Raw genomic sequence first — 20,486 nt, forward strand, 5'->3', positions numbered from 1 at the left:
GCCGGTCACTGAAAAATGGCTAGGGATTCGACCCGCACTGGGCTAGAGACGGCCGTCCTTCACGAGAGGTGCAAGATGCGATCTTCCCGACGCACGATCATCAAGACTGCATTTGCCGGCCTTGCGGCGGCAGTCTCCACGTCCGTTGTCAGCGGGACGGCAACGGCCCAAACTGCAGGAAAGCCCATGACCACAGCTTCAGGCCTCCAGATCATCGACAGCAAGGTCGGCACCGGCGCCTCGCCGAAGACCGGCCAGACCTGCGTCATGCACTATACCGGCTGGCTCTACGAGAACGGCCAGAAGGGCAAGAAATTCGATTCCTCCGTCGATCGCAACGAGCCGTTCGAGTTTCCGATCGGCCAGGGTCACGTGATCAAGGGCTGGGACGAGGGCGTCGCCACCATGAAGGTCGGCGGCAAGCGCACCCTGATCATCCCGCCGAACCTCGGCTACGGCGCGCGCGGCGCCGGCGGCGTGATTCCGCCAAACGCCACGCTGATGTTCGACGTCGAGCTGCTTGGCGTCAAATAAGCCGATGGGCGTCAAGTAACCGGCCCACAGCAACAGGGGCGCAGCGATGAAGATTTCGATCCTCGACGATTATTTCGACACGCTGCGCACCCTCGATTGCTACCGCAAGCTCGACGGGTATGACGTCAAGATCTGGAACGATCATGTCCAGGACGTCGATGCGCTCGCCGAACGGCTGCGCGATACCGAAGCGCTGGTCCTGATCCGCGAGCGAACCCAGATCCGCACGCCGCTGCTCGAACGTCTGCCGAAGCTGAAGCTGATCAGCCAGCGCAGCGTCTATCCGCATATCGACATCGACACCTGCACGCGGCTCGGCATCATCGTGTCGTCGAGCCAGCATGCCGATACGCCGTCCTACGCCACCGCCGAGTTCACCTGGGGCATGATCCTTGCGGCGATGCGCGCGATCCCGCAACAGATGGCGGCGCTCAAGGCCGGCAAGTGGCAGATCGGCGTTGGCCATACGCTGCGCGGCAAGACGCTCGGCATCTATGGCTATGGTCGCATCGGCGCCGTGGTCGCGGGCTATGGCAAGGCGTTCGGCATGAATGTGCTGGTCTGGGCGCGCGAGCCGGCGATGGCGAAGGCGCGTGCCGACGGCTATGAGACATCAGCCAGCAAGGCGGATTTCTTCGCCCGCTGCGACGTGCTGTCGCTGCATATGCGGCTGGTCGACGCGACGCGCGGCATCGTCAAGGCGGAAGACCTCGCGCGGATGAAGCAGACCGCGCTGATCGTCAACACCAGCCGCGCGCCGCTGATCGAGCCCGGCGCGCTGGTCAACGCGTTGCGTGCCGGCCGGCCAGGCATGGCCGCGATCGACGTCTACGAGAAGGAGCCGCTGCGCGACACGGCGGACCCGCTGCTCAACATGGACAATGTGGTCTGCACGCCGCATCTCGGCTACGTCTCGCGCGACGAGTACGAAATCCAGTTCACCGACATCTTCGACCAGATATTGGCCTACGCGGCCGGCACGCCGACCAATGTCGTGAACCCGGATGTTCTGGCACATCCGGATGTGCTGGCACATCCGCGCCCGCGCGGCTGAGCAGCGTCGTTCATGCTCGATCGGCCGGCTCGATGGGGCGGCCGTGTCATCTCTCGTTCAGCGAGGCCAGTGAGCCGCTGAGGTCACCCTGCCGACAATCCTCTTGATGCCGCCGAGTGCCTTCTGTCCCTTGCCCTTGGCTTCCAGGATCGCGCCTCGGCCCTGCATCGCCGGAGAGCCGGTGACCTTGCCAAGACGCCGCTTGAACCTGCCGATCGCCTCGTTGGCCGTGCCCTTGATCCTATCGGTCGCGCTACCCATGAAATTACTCCTTCGGAATACGCTGAGGTAACGCGCCGGAACATGGCGATGTTCCGATTCGGCGAGGTTCCGATTTTCCGCTCGCCTGCGCGGCTGCTTTTCGCTAGCGTTCCACGCACGAAATTAGGCCAACGAAAGCAAGAATGATGAGCGGTTCCCACGATCACACCCATTCCCACGACCATCACCATCACGACGAGCGCTGGAAGCACGACGGCGTCCGCGTGATTCCCGGCAACCAGCTCGATCCGAACGTGCCGTCGACCGCCGGCATGGACCGCAAGGCCGCGATCAATTTTGCCCGGGTCGGGGCGCAGAAATTGTGGGCAGGCACCGTCAGCATCAAGCCGGATGCCAAGACCGGCGCGCATCATCACGGCCATCTCGAAAGCATCATCTATGTCGTGAAGGGCAAGGCGCGGATGCGCTGGGGCGAGAAGCTGCAGTTCACCGCCGAGGCCGGCCCCGGCGATTTCATCTTCGTGCCGCCCTACGTGCCGCATCAGGAGATCAATGCCAGCCGCGACGAGGTGCTGGAATGCGTGCTGGTGCGCTCCGACGGCGAGGCGGTTGCGATCAACCTCGATATCGAGCCGATCGAGAAGCCGGAGACCGTGCTGTGGGTCGACCCGGTGCACCGCCATCCCGACGAGAAGAAATAGCGCGCGGCGCCGCTATGCTGTCATTCCGGGGCTCGCGAAGCGAGAACCCGGAATCTCGAGGTTCCGGGTTCGCGCTATGCGCGCCCCGGAACGACATCCCAGGAAGGGCTGAGATACCAGGGAGGCCAGCATGACGCTCGTGCGTTACGAGAGCGCCGACCACGTCGCGACCATCACGATGGACCGCGTCTCCTCGCACAACGCGCTCAACAACGCGCTGTGCGACGAGTTGCAGCAAGCCTGGCGGCGCTTTCGCGACAGCGATGACCGCGTCGCGGTGCTGGCTTCGGCCGAGGAGAAGTACTTCTGCGTCGGCGCCGACGTCCGGGATTTCCCCGCCAATATGTGGCAGGCGGTGCCCGGGCTCGGTGTCGAGCTCGACAAGCCGGTGATCGCGGCGACGTCGGGCTGGGTGGTGGGCGGCGGCTTCGTTCTGGTGCAGATGGCCGACATCTGCGTCGCCTCGGAGACGACGCGGTTCGTCTATCCGGAAGCCAAGATCGGCACCACCGGCGGCGGTGTCTCCTCGGTGCTGGCCCGCATGCCGCACAAGATCGCGATGGAGTTCCTGCTCGTCGGCGAGGAGCTGTCGGCCGAGCGGGCCTACCAGATCGGCTTCGTCAACCGCATCACGCCACCGGGGCAGCACCTTGCGGCGGCGCAGGAGCTGGCGGCCAAGATCGCGGGCAACGCGCCGCTGGTGGTGCAGGCGCTCAAGAAGCTCGCCCGTGACGCGATGCCGAAGGGGCCGCTGGAGACGGTCGCCGAGGTGCGCCGGCAACTCGACGCCATCAAGGACAGCGACGACCTCAAGGAAGGCGCCAGGGCGTTCAGCGAGAAGCGCAAGCCGAGATTTACGGGACGATGACCTTCTCCGTCATTGCGAGGAGCTCGCGACAAAATTGCAAGCAATTTTGCGCTGAAGCGACGAAGCAATCCATCTGTCCCTGAGCGGAGATATGGATTGCTTCGCTGCGCTCGCAATGACGGGGCCTAACCCCTACGCAAACACCCGGTGATCGATCACACCGTTCGGCACCACATAGCCGTAACGCGTGTTCGACGGCTCTACGCCAGCCTTCTCATACTGCGCCTTCATCATCGCAAATCGATCGCCCTTGAGGTCGAGCATCGCGCGCTTCGGCTGGATGTTGTAGAGCCGGGCGTTGTTGTCGCCGAAGATCGCCGTCTTGACCGGCCCGTCGGCGGGGCCGAGCGGTGCATAGCCGAACTTCTTCTGCATCATCTCGGGGATCTCCAGCCGCCGCAGGCCCTCGATCTGCCATTGCGGCGCGCCGGTCCACAGCGCATCGGTACCCCAGCAGATGTGGTCGACGCCGAGCCCCTTGATCAAGGTACCCATCAGCGCGGCGCAGACATTGGGCTCGGCGACCAGCGTGGTCGCGAACAATTGCCCGACGTCGCCATAGACATTGTCGACGCCATACTGCGCCGGGATGTCGGCGAGATCCGAGGTCCAGGCGATGCGGCCGGTGCGCTCGAACTCGGCGAGCGCGACCTTCGGATCGCCGCCGACATGGCGATAGGCCGAGTGGTAGATGATGAAGTTGAGCTGCGGCCAGTCCTTGGCGGCCTTTCCGACATCGGCAACGTCGGCGAAGCCGCGCAGATTCGGATACTGCTTCTCGATCCCGGGCGGAAACAGTCCCTTGTGGACGCAGACGTTCTTGATGCCCGCCTTCACCATCTTCTCATAACCCTTGTAGGCGACTTTCTCGTCGTCCAGCCGCCAGGGGTAGCGGCTGATCTCCTTGTGGGTGTTGTCGCCGATCGTGTAGCCCTTGCAGGATTCCGGCTTCAGCGCCAATGCGGCGTCGAGCTTGTCGAGCCAGCCGGGCTGCCCGGGCGTGAAGATGGCGTGGCAGAACACGCGCCGCGAGCCGGCCTCGTCGTTCATTTTCTTGCGCGCGTCGGCCATCTGCTCGTTGGTCAGGAACCAGTCCTGCTCGATATCCGACGGCGCCGAGGAGATCAGCGCGATCTTGGTGTCGGAATCGAGAAACATCTCCTTCTTGTAGTTGTTGAACTTGAGATCCTCGATGGTCTGCTCGTGATCGTTGAGCTCCTTGTTCCAGCCGGCCTTGCCGACCGCCTTGCGCATTTCCACAAAACCCATGATGCGGGTGTCGTCGCGCAGGAAATGCGTGTGCATGTCCATGATGAACTGGTCTTTCAGGGAGTTGGCGCGCTCCTGCGCCATTGCGGGTGTCGCGGCCTCCGCCGGCGTCACGGCGAACAGCTCCCCGTAGACCTGGTTCATCGCGACGAAGCAGGCGGCCATGCCGGCCGCGGTCTGGAAGAATCTGCGGCGGTCGAGGCCCTGCTTGCCGCCGAGATCGTCGGCCATCGCGAGCAGCCGCGCCTCGACCTCGCGCTGCCGTTCATTCTGCGGGTCGGGATAGAATTCGTCGCTGGAGACGATCTGGGTCGGGATCGGCGTCTGGTGCTGGCACAGTTCGGAGGGCATCAAGGCGGCAAGTTCATCGTCGGTGAGATTGCTGCTCATTCTTCGCTCCCACTTCTCGCCGGATTTTTCCGGTCGGATCGCCGCGGAGACTAGGACCAAGTCCGCCCGTCGTCCGCGCCGTTTGCCGGAAAACGCATTCACAAAATCGTGCATCGGATTGGCGGAGGCGAGATGCGCCCGTCGCGCAACCGGACATGCCCGCTGCTATGCTCGATCGCGCCGGATCGGACGAAGAAATCCGGAAGGGAGCGAACCATGATGTCATCTGACCATTCGCGGCGCAGCATGATCAAAGGCATCGGCATTGCAACGGCAGCCGGCGTGCTCGGCGCAGCGTCGGCACAGGCCGCGACCGCGGTTCCTGCCGAAGGAGAAATATGGAGCAACGAATACTGGGCTAAGAAGGGCGACATCCCCCTGTGGATGTTCCGCAAGCGGATCGGGGCGCCGAAGCCGGGCGAGCCGGCGCGGCCCGTGGTGTTCTTCGTCCACGGCTCGTCGGTGACATCGCGGGTGTTCGACCTCACGGTGCCGGGCAAGGGCGAGTATTCGCTGCTGAACACATTTGCCCGCTACGGCTTCGATTGCTGGACCATGGACCACGAGAACTACGGCAAGTCCGGCCGCACGTCGGGCAATGCGGATATTGCAAGCGGCGTCGAGGATCTGAAGGCCGCGGTCGAGGTGATCGCGCGCGAGACCGGGCAGGGGCGATATCACTTCGTCGGCGAATCCTCGGGCGCGCTGCGGGCCGGCGCATTCGCGATGGCCGCGCCCGAGCGCATCGACCGGCTGGTGTTCGCCGCCTTCACCTACAAGGGCGAGGGCTCGCCGACGCTGGCAAAGCGCGCCGAGCAACTCGCCTATTACCGCAGTCACAACATGCGCAAGCGCGACCGCGACATGATCCGCTCGATCGCGACCCGCGACAGGCCCGGCACGTCGGACCCCGCCGTGGTCGAGCTGCTGGCCGATGTCGAGATGCAGTTCGGCGACCAGATCCCGACCGGCACCTATCTCGACATGACCGCCAATTTGCCGGTGGTGCATCCGGAGAAGGTGCTGGCGCCGGTGCTGCTGGTCCGCGGCGAATATGACGGCATCGCCGCGGTTCCGGACCTCGAGGAGTTCTTCAACAAGCTGCCGAACGGCGATCGGCAGTTCATCATCCTGCCCGGCACCGCCCATTCGGTGGCGCTTGCCACCAATCGGGAGCTGTTCTGGCATGTGACGCGGGCATTCCTGACCATGCCGACACCGATTGTGACCTGACGTCACCCTGCGGCAGGACGCCGCAAGAAAAATCGGCGCGGTGATGTCGGGACGCGGCGAGGCGGTTCGTCCTCGGGGCACAACCCGCGAAAAGGAGCGCCTTTCATGGCCAAGCCGACAATGATCTTCGTCAACCTGCCGGTCAGCAATCTCGCCCACGCGACCGCCTTCTATGAGGCGATCGGCGCGACCAAGAACGCGCAATTTTCCGACCACACCGCCTCCTGCATGGTGATCTCAGACACGATTCACGTCATGCTGCTGACGCACGACAAGTTCCGCGAATTCACCCCGAAGAAAATTGCCGACACCAAAACCACGAGCGAAGTGCTGATCTGCCTGTCCGCCGACAGCCGCGACGCGGTCGACGGCTACGTCGCCAAGGCGAAGGGCGCGGGCGGCAGCGCCGATCCGTCGCCGCAGCAGGATTACGGCTTCATGTACGGCCGCAGCTTCGAAGATCCCGATGGTCACATCTGGGAAGTGATGTGGATGGACGTCGAGGCGGCGATGAAGGCGCAGTCCGCCGCGGCGACCGCCTGATCGCATCCCGTCATCACGAGGAGCTCAGCATGTCCAAGGTATCTCCCTGCCTGTGGTTCAACGGCGAGGCCGAGGAGGCCGCGAACTTCTACGTCTCGCTGCTGCCCGGTTCGCGGATCGAGACCGTCCAGAAGAATGTCATCGACAGCCCCGGCGGAAAGGCCGGCACGGTGCTGCTGGTCGAATTCACGCTCGCCGGTCAGCGCTTCATGGCGCTGAACGGCGGGATGAGGATGGAGCATACCCACGCGGTCTCGTTCGCGATCGACTGTGTCGACCAGGCCGAGGTCGATCGCCTGTGGGACGCGTTGCTCGCGGCCGGCGGCACCGCCGAGCAGTGTGGCTGGCTGCGCGATCGCTATGGCGTCGCATGGCAGATCGTGCCGGCGGCGGTCCGCCAATATCTCGGCGGGTCCGACGCCGGCGGCGCTGCGCGCGTGATGCAGGCCGTGCTCGGGATGATCAAGCTCGATATCGAAGGTCTGCGCCAGGCCTATGAGGGCGACGCGGCGGCGTAAGGCAGGGCTTCGCTGGCACCGCCCGGCTCGCCGCCTTCGCTAAAGCTTCGGCGAGCCAGGGATTCGTGGCCTCGTCGAAGCCTTGGCGTAGACGGGACCGGGCGATCCAGCATTCCAGAGATTTCGGTGCTCGGCCGACAGGCCGCGGCGTACTCGATGCCCGCATGAAGCGGGGCATGACAGTATGGGCATCGATGGTTCCGTCACATGACCGTGGCGACGGATCGCGGATGCAGCTGATATCGTATATTTGTCACAAGCTGTGTTCCCCTCGCACCATGCTTGCCCTTTGAACACCGTATCCAAATCTCCTTCTGTTCCGCGACGTCCCGCCGCGCGCACGGCGATCGTCGCAGCAATCGTCTTCATCGTCGCCCATGTCGTGCTGCTGCTCGGGATCACGGCGCCGGACAAGCTCTATTTCGACGAGGTGCATTACGTGCCGGCGGCGCGGCAGATGCTGCTGCCGGTGCGCGAGGGCCCGATCCTCAATCCGATGCATCCGCCGCTTGCCAAGGAGATCATCGCCCTCTCGATCAAGGCATTCGGCGATGGGCCGCTGGGATGGCGCTATCCCGCGGCGCTGTTCGGTGCGCTGGCGCTGGTCGGCGTCTATCTCGGCGGGCTTGCGCTGTTCGCGTCGCAGCAACGCGCGATCGCTGCCGCGCTGCTCGCCTTCTTCAACCAGATGCTGTTCGTGCAGTCGCGGATCGCGATGCTGGATATTTTCGCGCTCGCTTTCGGCCTGTTCGCGATCGCGGCGTTCGTCCACGGCTTCAGGCAACAGCAGCCGCAATTCGCCCTTGCGCTGGCGGGGCTGTTCGCGGGGCTTGCCAGTGCCTGCAAATGGAGCGGGCTGTTCGTGCTCGCGACCTGCATCGCGATCGTCGCTGCGATCCGCTTGATGCAGGGCTGGCGCACGCGCTTTGCCGACGCCAATGCGGAGGATTGGTACCGGCCGGAGCTGTGGCCGGATTTTCGTGTTCCGCACTTCATGGTCTGCTTCGTGCTGATCCCGGCGGCCGTCTATCTCGCGACCTTCGTGCCGCTCTACGGCCTCTCGTTCACGGATATCATGGAGGCGCAGCGTTGCATCTTTGCCGACAACACCACGGCCGCCATCGCGGGCCACACCTATATGAGCTCATGGCCGTCCTGGCCGTTCCTGGTGCGCCCGGTCTGGTACCTGTTCGAGAAGGTCGACGATGACAGGTTCGCCGCGATCGTGCTCCTCGGCAACCCGTTGGTGCTGTGGCCGGCATTGATCGCGCTGATCATTGCGCTGCGCGACTGGATCGTCGGGCGCGGCCGTGATGCATTTCTCGTGCTGGCGTTCTACCTCGGCCCGTATCTCGCCTGGGCCCTGCTGCCGCGCACGCTCGGTTTCATCTATTACTATCTCCCCGCGGCGACCACCGCGAGTTTCGTGCTGGTCTACGCCTTGACGCGCAAGGGTGCGCCGCGCTGGCTGCTGTGGGCGTTCGTTGCGGTTGGATGCGCAGGGTTTGTTGCGATGCTGCCGGTCACGGCCGCTGTCATCGAGACGTCGATGGCGACGTTCAACCGCCTGATGCTGTTTCAGGGCTGGATATGACGGTCTTTAAAGCAAAGTGATCCGCCTGCCGGGCATGGCAGGCGGATCGAGGCTGCGGGAGATTACTGCGAGGCGGTCTTGGTATCCATGTTGACGACCTGCACGCGGCGATTGGTCGGGTCCATCGGCGCGCTCGGGTCCTTCGGCCGGGTCTTGCCGTAGCCGACCGTCACGAGATCCGAGCCGTTCAGGCCGTAATGCTCGACCAGAAATTTCTTGATGGTGTAGGCGCGGCGCTCCGACAGGTCCTGGTTATAGGCCTCGCCGCCGATCGCGTCGGTGTGGCCGGCGACGACGAAGGTCGAGCCCTTCATGCTGGCATCGGACAGTGCCTTGCCGAGCTCCTGCACCGCCTGGGTCGAGCCCTTGCTGATGTCGGCCGAGTTGTAGTCGAAGTGGATCTCCAGATCGATCTTCGGCTTGTTCGCCGCGATGTCGGCGATCTCCTGGCGTTCAACGCGCGACAACGAACGGGTCTGCCGGTTGCGGATGGTGTTGAGGAAGCTTGCCTCCTTGGCGGAAGCCGCGAGGTCGACCTGCGTGCCCGCGGAAAGGCCGCGGGTGGCCGACTTCGGCTTCAGCGCATTGAGAATCTGTGCGGCCGGAACGGCCTCGCTGCCGGCCAGTGCGACGCCCGCCGTCATCGACAGCGCGGCGCCGATCGTCAGAAAAGACAAGGAAAAAGAGCGGGTCATGGTTTTCGTCCTCAAATGTCGGGCTAGCCAATCCGGCTTGCTGTCGTTTTGATGCTGGGAGGATAGGACCGGTTCAAAGCTCGGAATGTGATCTGGGTCACGGTTGGGTGTGCCGCCCCGCTTGCGCCAGGCAGGCAGACGGGAAGCGAGGACATCATGGCCAACGTCAATCGTGTCCTCCGCTCGATCAATGACGAAGCTGCCTCGCGCTGCGTCGATATCTTCCTTCGCCCGGACGGCAGCATCGGCTTCGAGGAATATCGGCGGGACGTCGAAGATGGCCGTGGCTGGTTTCCGGTCGGCGGTCATTCGTCCCGCATCTTCCATGGAGAAAGCGCCGCGCTCGCGGCGGCGATCGGGGACGTTCCGTGGTTGCGGCGGGTCGTCGGATCGACGTAGCCGTTCCGAATGATGCGGAGCTGATTTCCGCCGCGCGGCTCTCCACAGCTGCGCGAATCTCACTACATTGCTGGGGCAATGTCCCGCGCCGCCGAACCCCTTTCGTTGAACAATGCTGCCGCCCGCCATATCTGGCTGCGCGCGCAGCGGCTCGATACCCAGGTGCCGTTCGGCGAAGGGGCATCAGCGGTGGCGGCCGCCGTCGATCATCTCGGCTATGTGCAGATCGACACCATCAACGTGATCGAGCGCTGCCATCACCACATCCTGTTCAGCCGCATTCCGGACTACCGCCGCGCCGACCTCAAGCAGGCGCAGAGCCGGGACAAGAGCGTGTTCGAGTACTGGACGCACGCGCTGTCCTACATTCCGTCCAAGGACATCGGCTTCTTCCTGCCGGCGATGAAGGCGCACAAGCGCGAGGGCCACAAATGGTTCTCGTCGGTGACCCCGGCGGATACGCGCAAGGTGCTGCGGCTGCTTCGTGCCGGTCCGCTGACGATCCGCGACATCGATGACGACGTGCTGACCGAGAAGGAGCATCTCTGGCAGAGCCGCAAGCCCTCCAAGCGCGCGCTGCAGCTCGCCTTCTACGGCGGCGTGGTCACGATCAGCGAGCGCGCCGGCATGCTGAAGACCTATGAGTTGATGACCCGGCACTTCGGCTGGGACAAGCCGCCGAAGCCGGCCCCGGCCTCGGCCCGGACGGCCTATCTGCTCGACCGCGCGCTGCGCTCACAGGGCATCGTCAGCCTGGATTCGATCTGCCATCTCGACGCGCCGAGCAAGAAGGCGGTGCGCAGCCTGATCGAGGCGAGGGTGCGCCGCAAGGAGCTGGTGCGGATCGCGCTCGATGGCGCCGGCAAGCAGGAGCATTGGGCGCGGCCCGAGGTGCTGGACGCGACCGGCGAGGGTGATCCCACCCTGGTCCACATCCTCTCGCCGTTCGATCCGCTGATCATCCAGCGCAAGCGCACCGAGCTGTTCTTCGGCTATGGCCACCGTTTCGAGGCCTATGTGCCGAAGGAGAAGCGCCTGTTCGGCTATTTCGCGCTGCCGGTGCTGGTCGGCGACGACATCGTCGCCGCCCTCGACCTCAAGACCGACCGGCAGAACAAGAAGCTCCTGATGCAGAAATGGAGCTGGGTCGGCAACGGCAAGAAGCAGGCGGCACGCAAGGAGCTGAAGCGGCGCATCGAGGAAGAGCTCGACCGCTTCGAGCGCTTCCAGCTGGCTGAATAGGGGTGGCTCCGTCATTGCGAGCCAACGGGTCGCGCGAACGCGCGCCCGATGACAGGCTCCGCGAAGCAATCCATCGCGCCACAAGCGGATAAGTGGATTGCTTCGCTTCGCTCGCAATGACGCCGTGCACAAAACGCACAGGTTTCCCGTTTGCGCTGTGAGCTATGAGTTTTTGCCATTGCTCAATGTGGGGCCAGCCAATAATCCTCACGGCAAGCAACACCCGGGGAAAGCTCATGAGCCAGACAGCTACTATCGCGCCCGATCGCGGCGCCCGCAGCGAGATCGAGACGTCGACGATCCGCGCGATCTCTTGGCGGCTGATCCCGTTCCTGATCCTGGCCTACTTCTTCTCCTATCTCGACCGCGTCAATCTCGGTTTTGCTGCGCTCACCATGAACAGCGAGTTGAAGTTCTCGCCGGTGGTGTTCTCGTTCGGCGCCGGCATCTTCTTCATCGGCTATTTCATCTTCGAGGTGCCGAGCAATCTGGCGCTGGAGCGGTTCGGCGCCAGCAAGTGGATCGCCCGCATCATGGTGAGCTGGGGCATCCTCTCGGCGTTGATGGCGGCGGTCTATGACGAGCACAGCTTCTATGCGCTGCGCTTCTTCCTCGGCGTCGCCGAGGCCGGCTTCTTCCCCGGCATCATCCTCTATCTGACCTACTGGTATCCGGCCGAGTATCGTGCGCGCTTCGTCGCCGCCTTCGCGCTCGCGGTGCCGATTTCGACCGTGATCGGCGCGCCGATCTCCGGCCTGTTGCTCGGCCTCGACGGCGTGATGGGCTTGAAGGGCTGGCAGTGGCTGTTCGTCATCGAGGGCATTCCCTCGGTGCTGCTCGGCATCGTCACTTGGTTCTATCTGACTGACCGGCCGGAGAAGGCCGAGTGGCTCTCGGCCGAGCAGAAGGCGTGGCTCAAGGCGAAGCTCGACGCCGAGGTCGCGGCCAAGCAGGCGGCGAAGCATTTCACCTTGGGCGAGGCGCTGTCCTCGCCCAAGGTGCTGGCGCTCAGCGCGATCTATTTCGGTTTCGTCGCCTCGCTCTACGGCATGCAGTTCTGGCTGCCGCAGATCGTCAAGGCGTTCGGTCTGACCAACGCGCAGACCGGCTTCGTCACCGCGATCCCGTACGCATTCGGCACCGTCGCGATGATCCTGTGGGCGCGCCGTTCCGATGCCACGCGCGAGCGCGTGTTCCATGTCGGCGCGCCGCTGCTGCTGACCGCGCTGGCGCTCGGCGTCTCCAGCTACATCACCGACCCGGTCATGACGATGGTGGTGCTGACGGTCGCCGCGATCGGCGTGTTCTGCACCTTCGCGGTGTTCTGGACGCTGCCGACCGCCTGGCTCTCCGGTACTGCCGCGGCCGGCGCGATCGCGCTGATCAACTCGATCGGCAACCTCGCCGGTTTCGGCGGGCCCTATCTGATCGGCTGGGTCAAGGAGGCTACCGGCAGCACGTCGACCGGCCTGCTGGTGCTGTCGCTGTTGCCGCTCGCCGCGGGCCTGCTGGTTTTCCTCGGCAGCCATGAGACCAAGACCGAGTTCGCCGGCGCGAAGTAGCTCGCCCTCAAATCACGTGTTCCCGTAGCCCGGATGGAGCGCAGCGCAATCCGGGGAGCCGCCACCGGTGATGTCCCGGATTTCGCTCCGCTTCATCCGGGGCTACGCATTTTCCGATCTCTGCACCCGCCAAATCCGACCCCGCTCACGAATTGGTTATCACTGACGAATATTGACATTTATCAGTGATAAATCGATACTCTTCATCAGTCGTCAGCCCGATGGAGATTTCAGATGTTCGTTCGTTCCGTTTTTTCGAGCTATTACAGGCTCTTGACGGGAGCATCATTGGCTTTTGCGGTGTTCGCGCTGACCGGCTGCAATGAAAAGGCGGCTGAAAACGCCGATCCGGGGCGCCCCGTTCTGGTGGCGACCGTCCATTATGAAGCTGAAACCCCTGAGCGCAGCTTTGTCGGCACCATCAAGCCCCGTATCGAAGCCGATATGGGCTTTCGGGTCGCCGGCAAGGTGGCCAAGCGGCTGGTCGAGGTCGGACAGACAGTCGACGTCGACCAGCCCTTGGCCACCCTCGACGAGGTCGACCTGAAGCTGCAGGCCGAGCAGGCCGAGGCCGAATTCCGCGCCGCCACCGGCGTGCTGGCGCAGGCCGCCGCCGCCGAGCAGCGCGCCAAGGATCTGAAGGCGAAGGGCTGGACCACCGACGCGGCACTCGATTCCGCCAAGGCCGCCGGCGACGAGGCCCGCGCGCGGCTGAACCGTGCCGAGCGCTCGGTCGAGCTGACCAGGAATTCCCTCTCTTATGCAACGCTGGTGGCCGACACCCGGGGTGTCGTCACAGCGACCATGATCGAGCCCGGCCAGGTGGTTGCCGCGGGCCAGGCTTCGATCCGTGTCGCCCGACTTGGCGAGAAGGAAGCTGTCGTCGCGATCCCCGAGACGCTTCTTGCTCGTGCCAGGTCGGGCGTAGCCACGGTGACGCTGTGGTCGGACGCCAAGAAGAGCTATGCCGCCAGGCTGCGCGAGGTCGCGCCGCAGGCCGATCCCGCCACCCGCACCTATCTCGCAAAATTCTCGCTGCCGGACGCGGACGAGGCGGTCTCGCTCGGCATGACCGCGACGCTGACGCTGGCCGACAAGGCGAGTGAGCGCGTCGCCAAGTTGCCGCTGTCGGCGCTGTACAGCCAGGGCGGCGATCCCTCGCTCTACATCGTCGACCACAAGGGCGACATCGCGCTGAAGCCGGTCAAGGTGAAGGCCTATGAGAGCAACAACGTCGTCATCTCCGGCGGCGTCGACGATGGCGCCAAGGTGGTCGCCCTCGGTGTGCAGAAACTCGATCCGAGCCAGAAGGTGCGGGTCGTGTCGTCGCTGTCGTTCTAACCCTCGCATAGCAGCGGAAACGGTTCTGGGACTGGTCTAGAACTTGGAGAGTTCGATGAAGCGCTTCAACCTTTCAGCCTGGGCGGTCAGCCATCCGACGCTGGTGCTGTTCCTGATGATCATCCTCGCCGCCGCCGGCTTCTTCTCCTACGAGAAGCTCGGCCGCGCCGAGGATCCGTTCTTCACCGTCAAGGTGGTGAACGTCTCGGTGATGTGGCCGGGCGCGACCTCGCAGGAAATGCAGATGCAGGTCGCCGATCCGATCGAGAAGAAACTGCAGGAGCTGCCGTTCTTCGACAAGGTGCAGACCTATTCCAAGCCGGGCTTCACGGCGATGCAGGTCTCCTTCAAGGATTCGACTTCGCCGAAGGACGTGCCCTATCTCTTTTATCTGTTGCGCAAGAAGCTGGTCGACGTGCAGGGCGAGCTGCCCTCCGGCATCCTCGGTCCCGTCGTCAACGACGAATTCTCCGACGTCGATTCGATCCTCTATATGATGACCGGCGACGGCGCCAATTATGCGCAGCTCAAGAAGGTCGCGGAGGGTTTTCGCCAGCGCCTGCTGAAGGTGCCGGGCGTCACCAAGATCGATCTCTACGGCACCCAGGACGAGCGTATTTTCGTCGAGTTCTCGCATGCCAAGCTGGCGACGCTCGGCATCACGCCGCAGGCGCTGTTCGACTCGCTCGCCAAGCAGAATAACGTCACCCCGGCCGGTACCGTCGAGAGCTCGTCGCAGCGCGTGCCGCTGCGCGTCACCGGCGCGCTTGACGGCGTCAAGGCGGTTGCCGAGACGCCGGTCGAGAGCAACGGCCGCGTGTTCCGCCTCGGCGATATCGCGACCGTCAGCCACGGCTATGTCGATCCGCCGAGCTTCAAGGTGCGTCAGGAAGGCAAGCCGGCGCTCGGTATCGGCGTCGTCACCGCCAAGGGCGCCAACATCCTCGAGCTCGGCAAGGAGGTCCAGAAGGCGACCGCCGAGTTCCTGAAGGCGGTGCCGCAGGGCGTCGATATCCAGCAGATCGCCGACCAGCCCAGGGTGGTCGAGCACGCCGTCGGCGAGTTCGTGCACTCCTTCGTCGAGGCGCTCGCGATCGTGCTGTTCGTCTCCTTTGTCGCGCTCGGCTGGCGCACCGGCATCGTAGTCGCGCTGTCGGTGCCGCTGGTGCTCGGCATCGTCTTCATCGTGATGAACGCAATGTCGCTCGACCTGCACCGCATCACGCTCGGCGCGCTGATCATTGCGCTCGGCCTTCTGGTCGACGACGCCATTATCGCGGTCGAGATGATGGTGGTGAAGATGGAGCAGGGCTGGGACCGCATGAAGGCGGCGTCCTTTGCCTGGGAATCCACCGCGTTTCCGATGCTCACGGGGACGCTGGTCACGGCCGCTGGCTTCCTCCCCATCGGCTTTGCCAATTCTGCGGTCGGCGAATATGCCGGCGGCATCTTCTGGATCGTGGCGATCTCGCTGGTCGCCTCCTGGTTCGTCGCGGTGATCTTCACGCCCTATATCGGCGTCAAGCTGTTGCCCAACATCAAGGTGCACCAGAACCACGATCCGCACGCGATCTACGAGACGCGGATGTATCGCGGCCTGCGCAGCGTCGTGCAGTGGTGCGTCGATCACCGCATCAAGGTGGTGGCGGCGACCGTCGGCGTCTTCGTTGCCTCCATCGTTGCGTTCGGCCACGTCCAGCAGCAGTTCTTCCCGCTGTCGGAGCGGCCCGAGCTGTTCCTGCAGCTGCGTCTGCCCGAGGGCACCGCCTTCAACGTCACCGAGAAGGCGGTGAAGCAGGCCGAAGGGCTGCTGAAGGGCGATGACGATATCCAGACCTACACCGCCTATGTCGGCCAGGGCTCGCCGCGCTTCTGGCTCGGCCTCAACCCGCAGCTGCCGAACGAGGCCTTTGCCGAGATCGTGATCCTCGCCAAGAACGTCGAGGCGCGCGAGCGCGTCAAGGCCAAGATCGAGCAGGCCGCCGCCGACGGCGCTTTGAACGAGGCACGGGTCCGGGTCGACCGCTTCAATTTCGGTCCGCCGGTCGGCTTCCCGGTCCAGTTCCGCGTGATCGGCCCCGATGCCAACAAGGTGCGCGACATCGCCTACCAGGTGCGCGACGTCATGCGCCAGAACAAGAACGTCAAGGACGTCCAGCTCGACTGGAACGAGCAGTCGCCCTACCTGAAGCTCGCCGTCGACCAGGATCGGGCGCGTGCGCTCGGCCTGACCCCGCAGGACGTCTCGCAGGCGCTGGCGATGCTGATCTCGGGCGCGCCGGTCACCACGATCCGCGACGGCATCGAGAAGGTCGGCGTGGTCGCCCGCGCGGTGCCGTCCGAGCGGCTCGATCTCGGCCGCGTCGGCGATCTCACCATCACCACGCGCAACGGCGTCGCCGTCCCGCTGCAGCAGATTGCCAAGATCGAATATGCGCATGAGGAGCCGATCCTGTGGCGGCGCAACCGCGACATGGCGATCACCGTGCGCTCCGACGTCGTCGACGGCGTGCAGGCGCCCGACGTCACCAACCAGATCTCGCCGAAGCTGAAGGACATCCAGGCCCATCTCGAGCCAGCCTACCGGATCGAGCCGGGCGGGGCGTTCGAGGAATCCGCCAAGGGCAATGCGTCGATCTTCATCCTCTTCCCCGTGATGGTGATGGTGATGCTGACGCTGCTGATGATCCAGCTGCAGAGCTTCTCGCGCCTGTTCCTGGTGTTCCTGACCGCGCCGCTCGGCATCGTCGGCGCCTCGCTGGGGCTCAACGTCGCCAACCAGCCGTTCGGCTTCGTGGCGCTGCTCGGCCTGATCGCGCTCGCCGGCATGATCATGCGCAACGCCGTGATCCTGGTCGACCAGATCGAGAGCGACGTGGCGTCTGGCCTGACCCGGCGCGAGGCGATCGTCGAAGCCACCGTCCGGCGCGCCCGGCCGGTGGTGCTGACGGCCCTGGCCGCCATCCTCGCCATGATCCCGCTGTCGCGCTCGGCGTTCTGGGGCCCGATGGCGATCACCATCATGGGCGGTTTGTTTGTTGCGACTTTCCTGACCTTGCTGTATCTGCCGGGCCTTTACGCCCTCTGGTTCCGCAAGACCCTCGAGGAGAGCGGCTCCGAGCAAACCGATACTGCGCCGCAGCATGCCGGCGATGCGCAACGCGCATTTCCACTTGCTGAGGCGGCCGAATAATTGAAGATTGAGCAGGCCAACATGACACTGATCTCGGAACATAGCGAAACCGACACCCGCGAGCGGATTCTCGTGGTGGCGGAGCGCTTGTTCCGGCAGATCGGGTATCAGAAGACGACGGTCGCCGACATCGCCAAAGAGCTGCGGATGAGCCCCGCCAACGTGTACCGCTTCTTCGATTCGAAGAAGTCGATCCACGAGGGCGTGGCCCGCGGCCTGATGGGCGAGGTCGAGATCGAGGCCCGGCGCATCGCGCGCTCGGAAGGGCCGGCGGCGCCACGCTTGCGCCAGATGATGACGACCATCAATCGCATGAACACCGAGCGCTATGTCGGCGATTCCAAGATGCACGAGATGGTCGAGATCGCGATGCAGGAGGACTGGGACGTCTGCGTCGCGCATATGGAGTGTATCGCCTCCATTATCGGCGAGGTGATCGCGCAAGGAGCCGCGTCGGGGGAGTTCGAGATCACGGACCTGCAGCTCGCCTCGCTCTGCGCCTGCACGGCGATGATGCGGTTCTTCCACCCACAGATGATCGCCCAATGTGCCACCAAGCCGGGCCCGACCATCGACCAGATGATCGATTTCGTGATCGCCGGCCTGTCGCCGCGCGGCCGCGCCAATTGAGCGCCAGCCCTTGAGCGCCAGCACTGACATTTTCGTCAGTTGACTTCCTTGTCATTCCGGGGCGATGCGTAAGCATCGAACCCCAATGCGCAATCGCGCATTGTGGAATCTCGAGATTCCGGGTCTGGTCCTTACGGACCATCCCGGAATGACGAGGACGCAATCGTGACCGCCAAAGACCTGCATTTCTACGAGCCGAAGAACGGCCACGGCCTGAAGCACGATCCGTTCAACGCCATCGTGGCGCCGCGGCCGATCGGCTGGATCTCCTCGCGCGACAAGGGCGGCAACGTCAACCTCGCGCCCTACAGCTTCTTCAACGCCTTTTGCTACGTGCCGCCGATCATCGGCTTCTCCTCCACCAACTGGAAGGATAGCGTCGCCAACATCCAGGACACCGGCGAGTTCGTCTGGAATCTGGCGACGATGGATCTCGCCAGACACATGAATGCGACGGCGGCGCATGTCGCGCGCGATGTCGACGAGTTCAGGCTCGCGGGCCTCACGCAGGTCGCCGGCAAGCTCGTCAACGTGCCGCGGGTCGCCGAAAGCCCGGTGTCGTTCGAATGCAAGGTCAGCCAGATCGTCCAGCTCCAGGGCGCCGACGGCAAGAAGGCCGAGGCCTGGCTGACGCTCGGCGAGGTGGTCGCCGTCCACATCGACAAGGCCTTCATCAAGGACGGCGTCTACCAGACCGGCCTCGCGCATCCGATCGTCCGCGCCGGCCGCCGCGGCGACTACTTCGAGATCAAGCCGGAAAACATGTTCGAGATGATCCGGCCGGATTGAGTGCTGCTCTATCCTCCCTCTCGCCGTTCTTCACGGGGTCGAGACGAGCGAAGCTCGCTCTTAGAGGGTAGGGTGAGGGGCTGCTTCCACCAGCTGTGATGGTCGTGAGACCTGTACCCCCTCACCCGAAATTCAAGCTGCGCTTGAATTTCGACCTCTCCCCGCAAGCGGGGCGAGGTAAGGGACGTTGCTCCGCTGCGGATTCGTGCGCTCCGCAACGACGGCCCGCACCACAACAATGTGAAATTTTCGCGCACGGGGATGAAAAACCGTCACTCGCAACCTCTCCGAGAGCAGTCTAACCTCCACTCGCCAGGCCGGATCAACGGCCGGCCAACAGAGTGGGAGGATGCGATGACACGCCACGAGCGGAGCGATCCGAACGAAGAACAACGCGATCCGAATGTTTCACGGCGCACGCTGGTTCAGGGACTGGCGGTTTCCGCCGCTGCCGTAGCCAGCATCGGCAGCGCGCTGGCCCAGAACGCGCCCGCGCCGGTCGGGCCGCCGACGACGATCACCAGCCCGCCGCGCGACTTCAGTCCGCGCGGTGCGCCGACCACCTATTTCTGGGACCCCGACATCATCGCGGTCGATCCGTCCTTCAACGACCTTGCCCAGCCCAACACCTCGATCAAGCGCCTCTATACCGGCCTGTTGTGGGCGGAAGGCCCGGCCTGGAGCTCGCAGGGCCGCTATCTGCTGTGGAGCGACATCCCGAACAACCGGCAGATGCGCTGGTCGGAAGATGACGGCCATGTCAGCGTCTTCCGCATGCCGTCGAACTACTCGAACGGCAATTCGTTCGACTTCCAGGGCCGCCAGCTGTCCTGCGAGCATCTCACCCGCCGCGTGACGCGCTACGAGAATGACGGCACCGCGACCGTGCTCGCCGACAACTATCAGGGCAAGCGGCTGAACTCGCCGAACGACGTCGTCGCGCATCCGGACGGCAGCTACTGGTTCACCGATCCGCCCTATGGCGGCCAGCTCTATGAGGGCGAGCCTGATGCCGCGGGCGGCCCGAGCAATCCGGCCGGCAAGCTCAATCCCCGGATCGGCCAGCCGGCGGGCTTCGTGCCGGCCAAGCGCGAGCTGCCGACCAATTGCTACCGCATCGACCCGTCCGGCCGCGTCGATCTCGTAGTGAGCGAGGACCAGGTGCCGGACCCGAACGGCCTCTGCTTCTCGCCGGACTACAAGAAGCTCTACGTGGTCTCGACCGGCAAGGGACCGGGCGATAGCGGACCCGGCGGCAAGGGTGACGTTTTCGTGTTCGATGTCGGCGCCGACAACAAGCTTTCCAACGGCAAGCGGTTCAGCGATTTCACGATCGACGGCGTGAAGTGCGGACCGGACGGTATCCGCTGCGACGTCAACGGCAATGTCTGGTGCTCGAGCAATGCCGGCCGCGCGGTCGGGTACAGCGGCGTGACGGTGTGGTCGCCGGAAGGCAAGCTGCTCGGCCGTATCCGGCTGCCCGAGGTCTGCGGCAACATCACCTTCGGTGGTCCCAAGCGCAACCGTCTGTTCATGGCCGCAAGCCAGTCGCTCTACGCGGTCTATACCGCAACCCAGGGAGCGGGGGCCGCCTAGCTCGTCTTGCATGGGGATGGCGTCTGCGCCATCCCCCGCTACCTGATTGTCGCACCTCAGCTTTCGGAACTGAACCCGCGGCGTGCCGTTAACAAAATGGCGCCTGGGCCGCG

At 64.3% G+C, this 20,486-nt stretch carries 19 protein-coding genes; 16 read left to right on the forward strand and 3 right to left on the reverse strand.

Annotated elements, in window-relative coordinates:
• Window positions 1–75 precede the first annotated feature (75 nt).
• Window positions 76–534: an FKBP-type peptidyl-prolyl cis-trans isomerase gene (locus ACVWZM_RS28610; protein ID WP_028333243.1), complete on the forward strand. Its 459-nt coding sequence runs from the start codon at window positions 76–78 to the stop codon at window positions 532–534.
• A 46-nt stretch (window positions 535–580) separates the two neighbouring features.
• Entirely contained in the window at window positions 581–1,588 is a 1,008-nt protein-coding gene (locus ACVWZM_RS28615) for a D-2-hydroxyacid dehydrogenase family protein (RefSeq protein WP_057016939.1), read from the forward strand.
• A gap of 57 nt (window positions 1,589–1,645) precedes the next feature.
• Here ACVWZM_RS28615 and ACVWZM_RS28620 read toward each other — a convergent pair whose 3' ends face one another.
• Window positions 1,646–1,849, reverse strand: coding sequence for a CsbD family protein (locus ACVWZM_RS28620; RefSeq protein WP_057016940.1), 204 nt, complete (start codon window positions 1,847–1,849; stop codon window positions 1,646–1,648).
• Window positions 1,850–1,995: 146 nt separating this feature from the next.
• Between ACVWZM_RS28620 and ACVWZM_RS28625 the strand changes: the two genes are divergently transcribed.
• Window positions 1,996–2,511: a cupin domain-containing protein gene (locus ACVWZM_RS28625; protein WP_057017016.1), complete on the forward strand. Its 516-nt coding sequence runs from the start codon at window positions 1,996–1,998 to the stop codon at window positions 2,509–2,511.
• Between the two features lie 130 nt (window positions 2,512–2,641).
• Window positions 2,642–3,379 (forward strand): enoyl-CoA hydratase/isomerase family protein, encoded by a 738-nt coding sequence (locus ACVWZM_RS28630; protein WP_253589281.1) that lies wholly within the window; start codon window positions 2,642–2,644, stop codon window positions 3,377–3,379.
• A 132-nt stretch (window positions 3,380–3,511) separates the two neighbouring features.
• Here the strand turns inward: ACVWZM_RS28630 and ACVWZM_RS28635 are convergent, their stop codons facing one another.
• Window positions 3,512–5,038: an amidohydrolase family protein gene (locus tag ACVWZM_RS28635; protein WP_456855409.1), complete on the reverse strand. Its 1,527-nt coding sequence runs from the start codon at window positions 5,036–5,038 to the stop codon at window positions 3,512–3,514.
• A 216-nt stretch (window positions 5,039–5,254) separates the two neighbouring features.
• Here ACVWZM_RS28635 and ACVWZM_RS28640 point away from each other — a divergent pair, with 216 nt between their 5' ends.
• From ACVWZM_RS28640 to ACVWZM_RS28655, 4 genes are all read left to right on the forward strand, one after another.
• Complete coding sequence (locus ACVWZM_RS28640) at window positions 5,255–6,271, forward strand: alpha/beta hydrolase (RefSeq protein ID WP_253625555.1); 1,017 nt, start codon at window positions 5,255–5,257, stop codon at window positions 6,269–6,271.
• Between the two features lie 105 nt (window positions 6,272–6,376).
• Window positions 6,377–6,814, forward strand: a complete 438-nt coding sequence (locus tag ACVWZM_RS28645; RefSeq protein ID WP_225158606.1) for a VOC family protein — start codon at window positions 6,377–6,379, stop codon at window positions 6,812–6,814.
• A 29-nt stretch (window positions 6,815–6,843) separates the two neighbouring features.
• Entirely contained in the window at window positions 6,844–7,332 is a 489-nt protein-coding gene (locus ACVWZM_RS28650; RefSeq protein ID WP_141340500.1) for a VOC family protein, read from the forward strand.
• A 289-nt stretch (window positions 7,333–7,621) separates the two neighbouring features.
• Window positions 7,622–8,926, forward strand: coding sequence for a phospholipid carrier-dependent glycosyltransferase (locus tag ACVWZM_RS28655; protein ID WP_456855410.1), 1,305 nt, complete (start codon window positions 7,622–7,624; stop codon window positions 8,924–8,926).
• Window positions 8,927–8,988: 62 nt separating this feature from the next.
• On the opposite strand, the gene ACVWZM_RS28660 is transcribed toward ACVWZM_RS28655, so the two are convergent.
• Window positions 8,989–9,621, reverse strand: coding sequence for an OmpA family protein (locus tag ACVWZM_RS28660; protein ID WP_456855411.1), 633 nt, complete (start codon window positions 9,619–9,621; stop codon window positions 8,989–8,991).
• 156 nt (window positions 9,622–9,777) lie between these two features.
• Between ACVWZM_RS28660 and ACVWZM_RS28665 the strand changes: the two genes are divergently transcribed.
• The 8 genes from ACVWZM_RS28665 to ACVWZM_RS28700 all read left to right on the forward strand — a co-directional run bounded on the left by ACVWZM_RS28665 (window position 9,778) and on the right by ACVWZM_RS28700 (window position 20,373).
• Window positions 9,778–10,020: a hypothetical protein gene (locus ACVWZM_RS28665; RefSeq protein ID WP_057017018.1), complete on the forward strand. Its 243-nt coding sequence runs from the start codon at window positions 9,778–9,780 to the stop codon at window positions 10,018–10,020.
• 78 nt (window positions 10,021–10,098) lie between these two features.
• Window positions 10,099–11,262, forward strand: coding sequence for a winged helix-turn-helix domain-containing protein (locus tag ACVWZM_RS28670; protein WP_057016945.1), 1,164 nt, complete (start codon window positions 10,099–10,101; stop codon window positions 11,260–11,262).
• Window positions 11,263–11,498: 236 nt separating this feature from the next.
• The gene (locus ACVWZM_RS28675; RefSeq protein WP_253625557.1) at window positions 11,499–12,824 is read left to right on the forward strand and encodes an MFS transporter; all 1,326 of its coding nucleotides are present in this window, start codon (window positions 11,499–11,501) and stop codon (window positions 12,822–12,824) included.
• A gap of 234 nt (window positions 12,825–13,058) precedes the next feature.
• Window positions 13,059–14,165: an efflux RND transporter periplasmic adaptor subunit gene (locus tag ACVWZM_RS28680; RefSeq protein ID WP_253625558.1), complete on the forward strand. Its 1,107-nt coding sequence runs from the start codon at window positions 13,059–13,061 to the stop codon at window positions 14,163–14,165.
• A gap of 55 nt (window positions 14,166–14,220) precedes the next feature.
• On the forward strand, window positions 14,221–17,358 hold the full coding sequence (locus tag ACVWZM_RS28685) for an efflux RND transporter permease subunit (protein WP_057016948.1): 3,138 nt from the start codon (window positions 14,221–14,223) through the stop codon (window positions 17,356–17,358).
• Window positions 17,359–17,379: 21 nt separating this feature from the next.
• Window positions 17,380–17,988: a TetR/AcrR family transcriptional regulator gene (locus ACVWZM_RS28690; protein ID WP_253625559.1), complete on the forward strand. Its 609-nt coding sequence runs from the start codon at window positions 17,380–17,382 to the stop codon at window positions 17,986–17,988.
• Window positions 17,989–18,153: 165 nt separating this feature from the next.
• Complete coding sequence (locus ACVWZM_RS28695) at window positions 18,154–18,777, forward strand: flavin reductase family protein (protein WP_057016949.1); 624 nt, start codon at window positions 18,154–18,156, stop codon at window positions 18,775–18,777.
• 354 nt (window positions 18,778–19,131) lie between these two features.
• Window positions 19,132–20,373: an SMP-30/gluconolactonase/LRE family protein gene (locus ACVWZM_RS28700; protein ID WP_168857240.1), complete on the forward strand. Its 1,242-nt coding sequence runs from the start codon at window positions 19,132–19,134 to the stop codon at window positions 20,371–20,373.
• Window positions 20,374–20,486 lie beyond the last annotated feature (113 nt).

The sequence above is a fragment of the Bradyrhizobium sp. USDA 4501 genome, assembly GCF_054062115.1.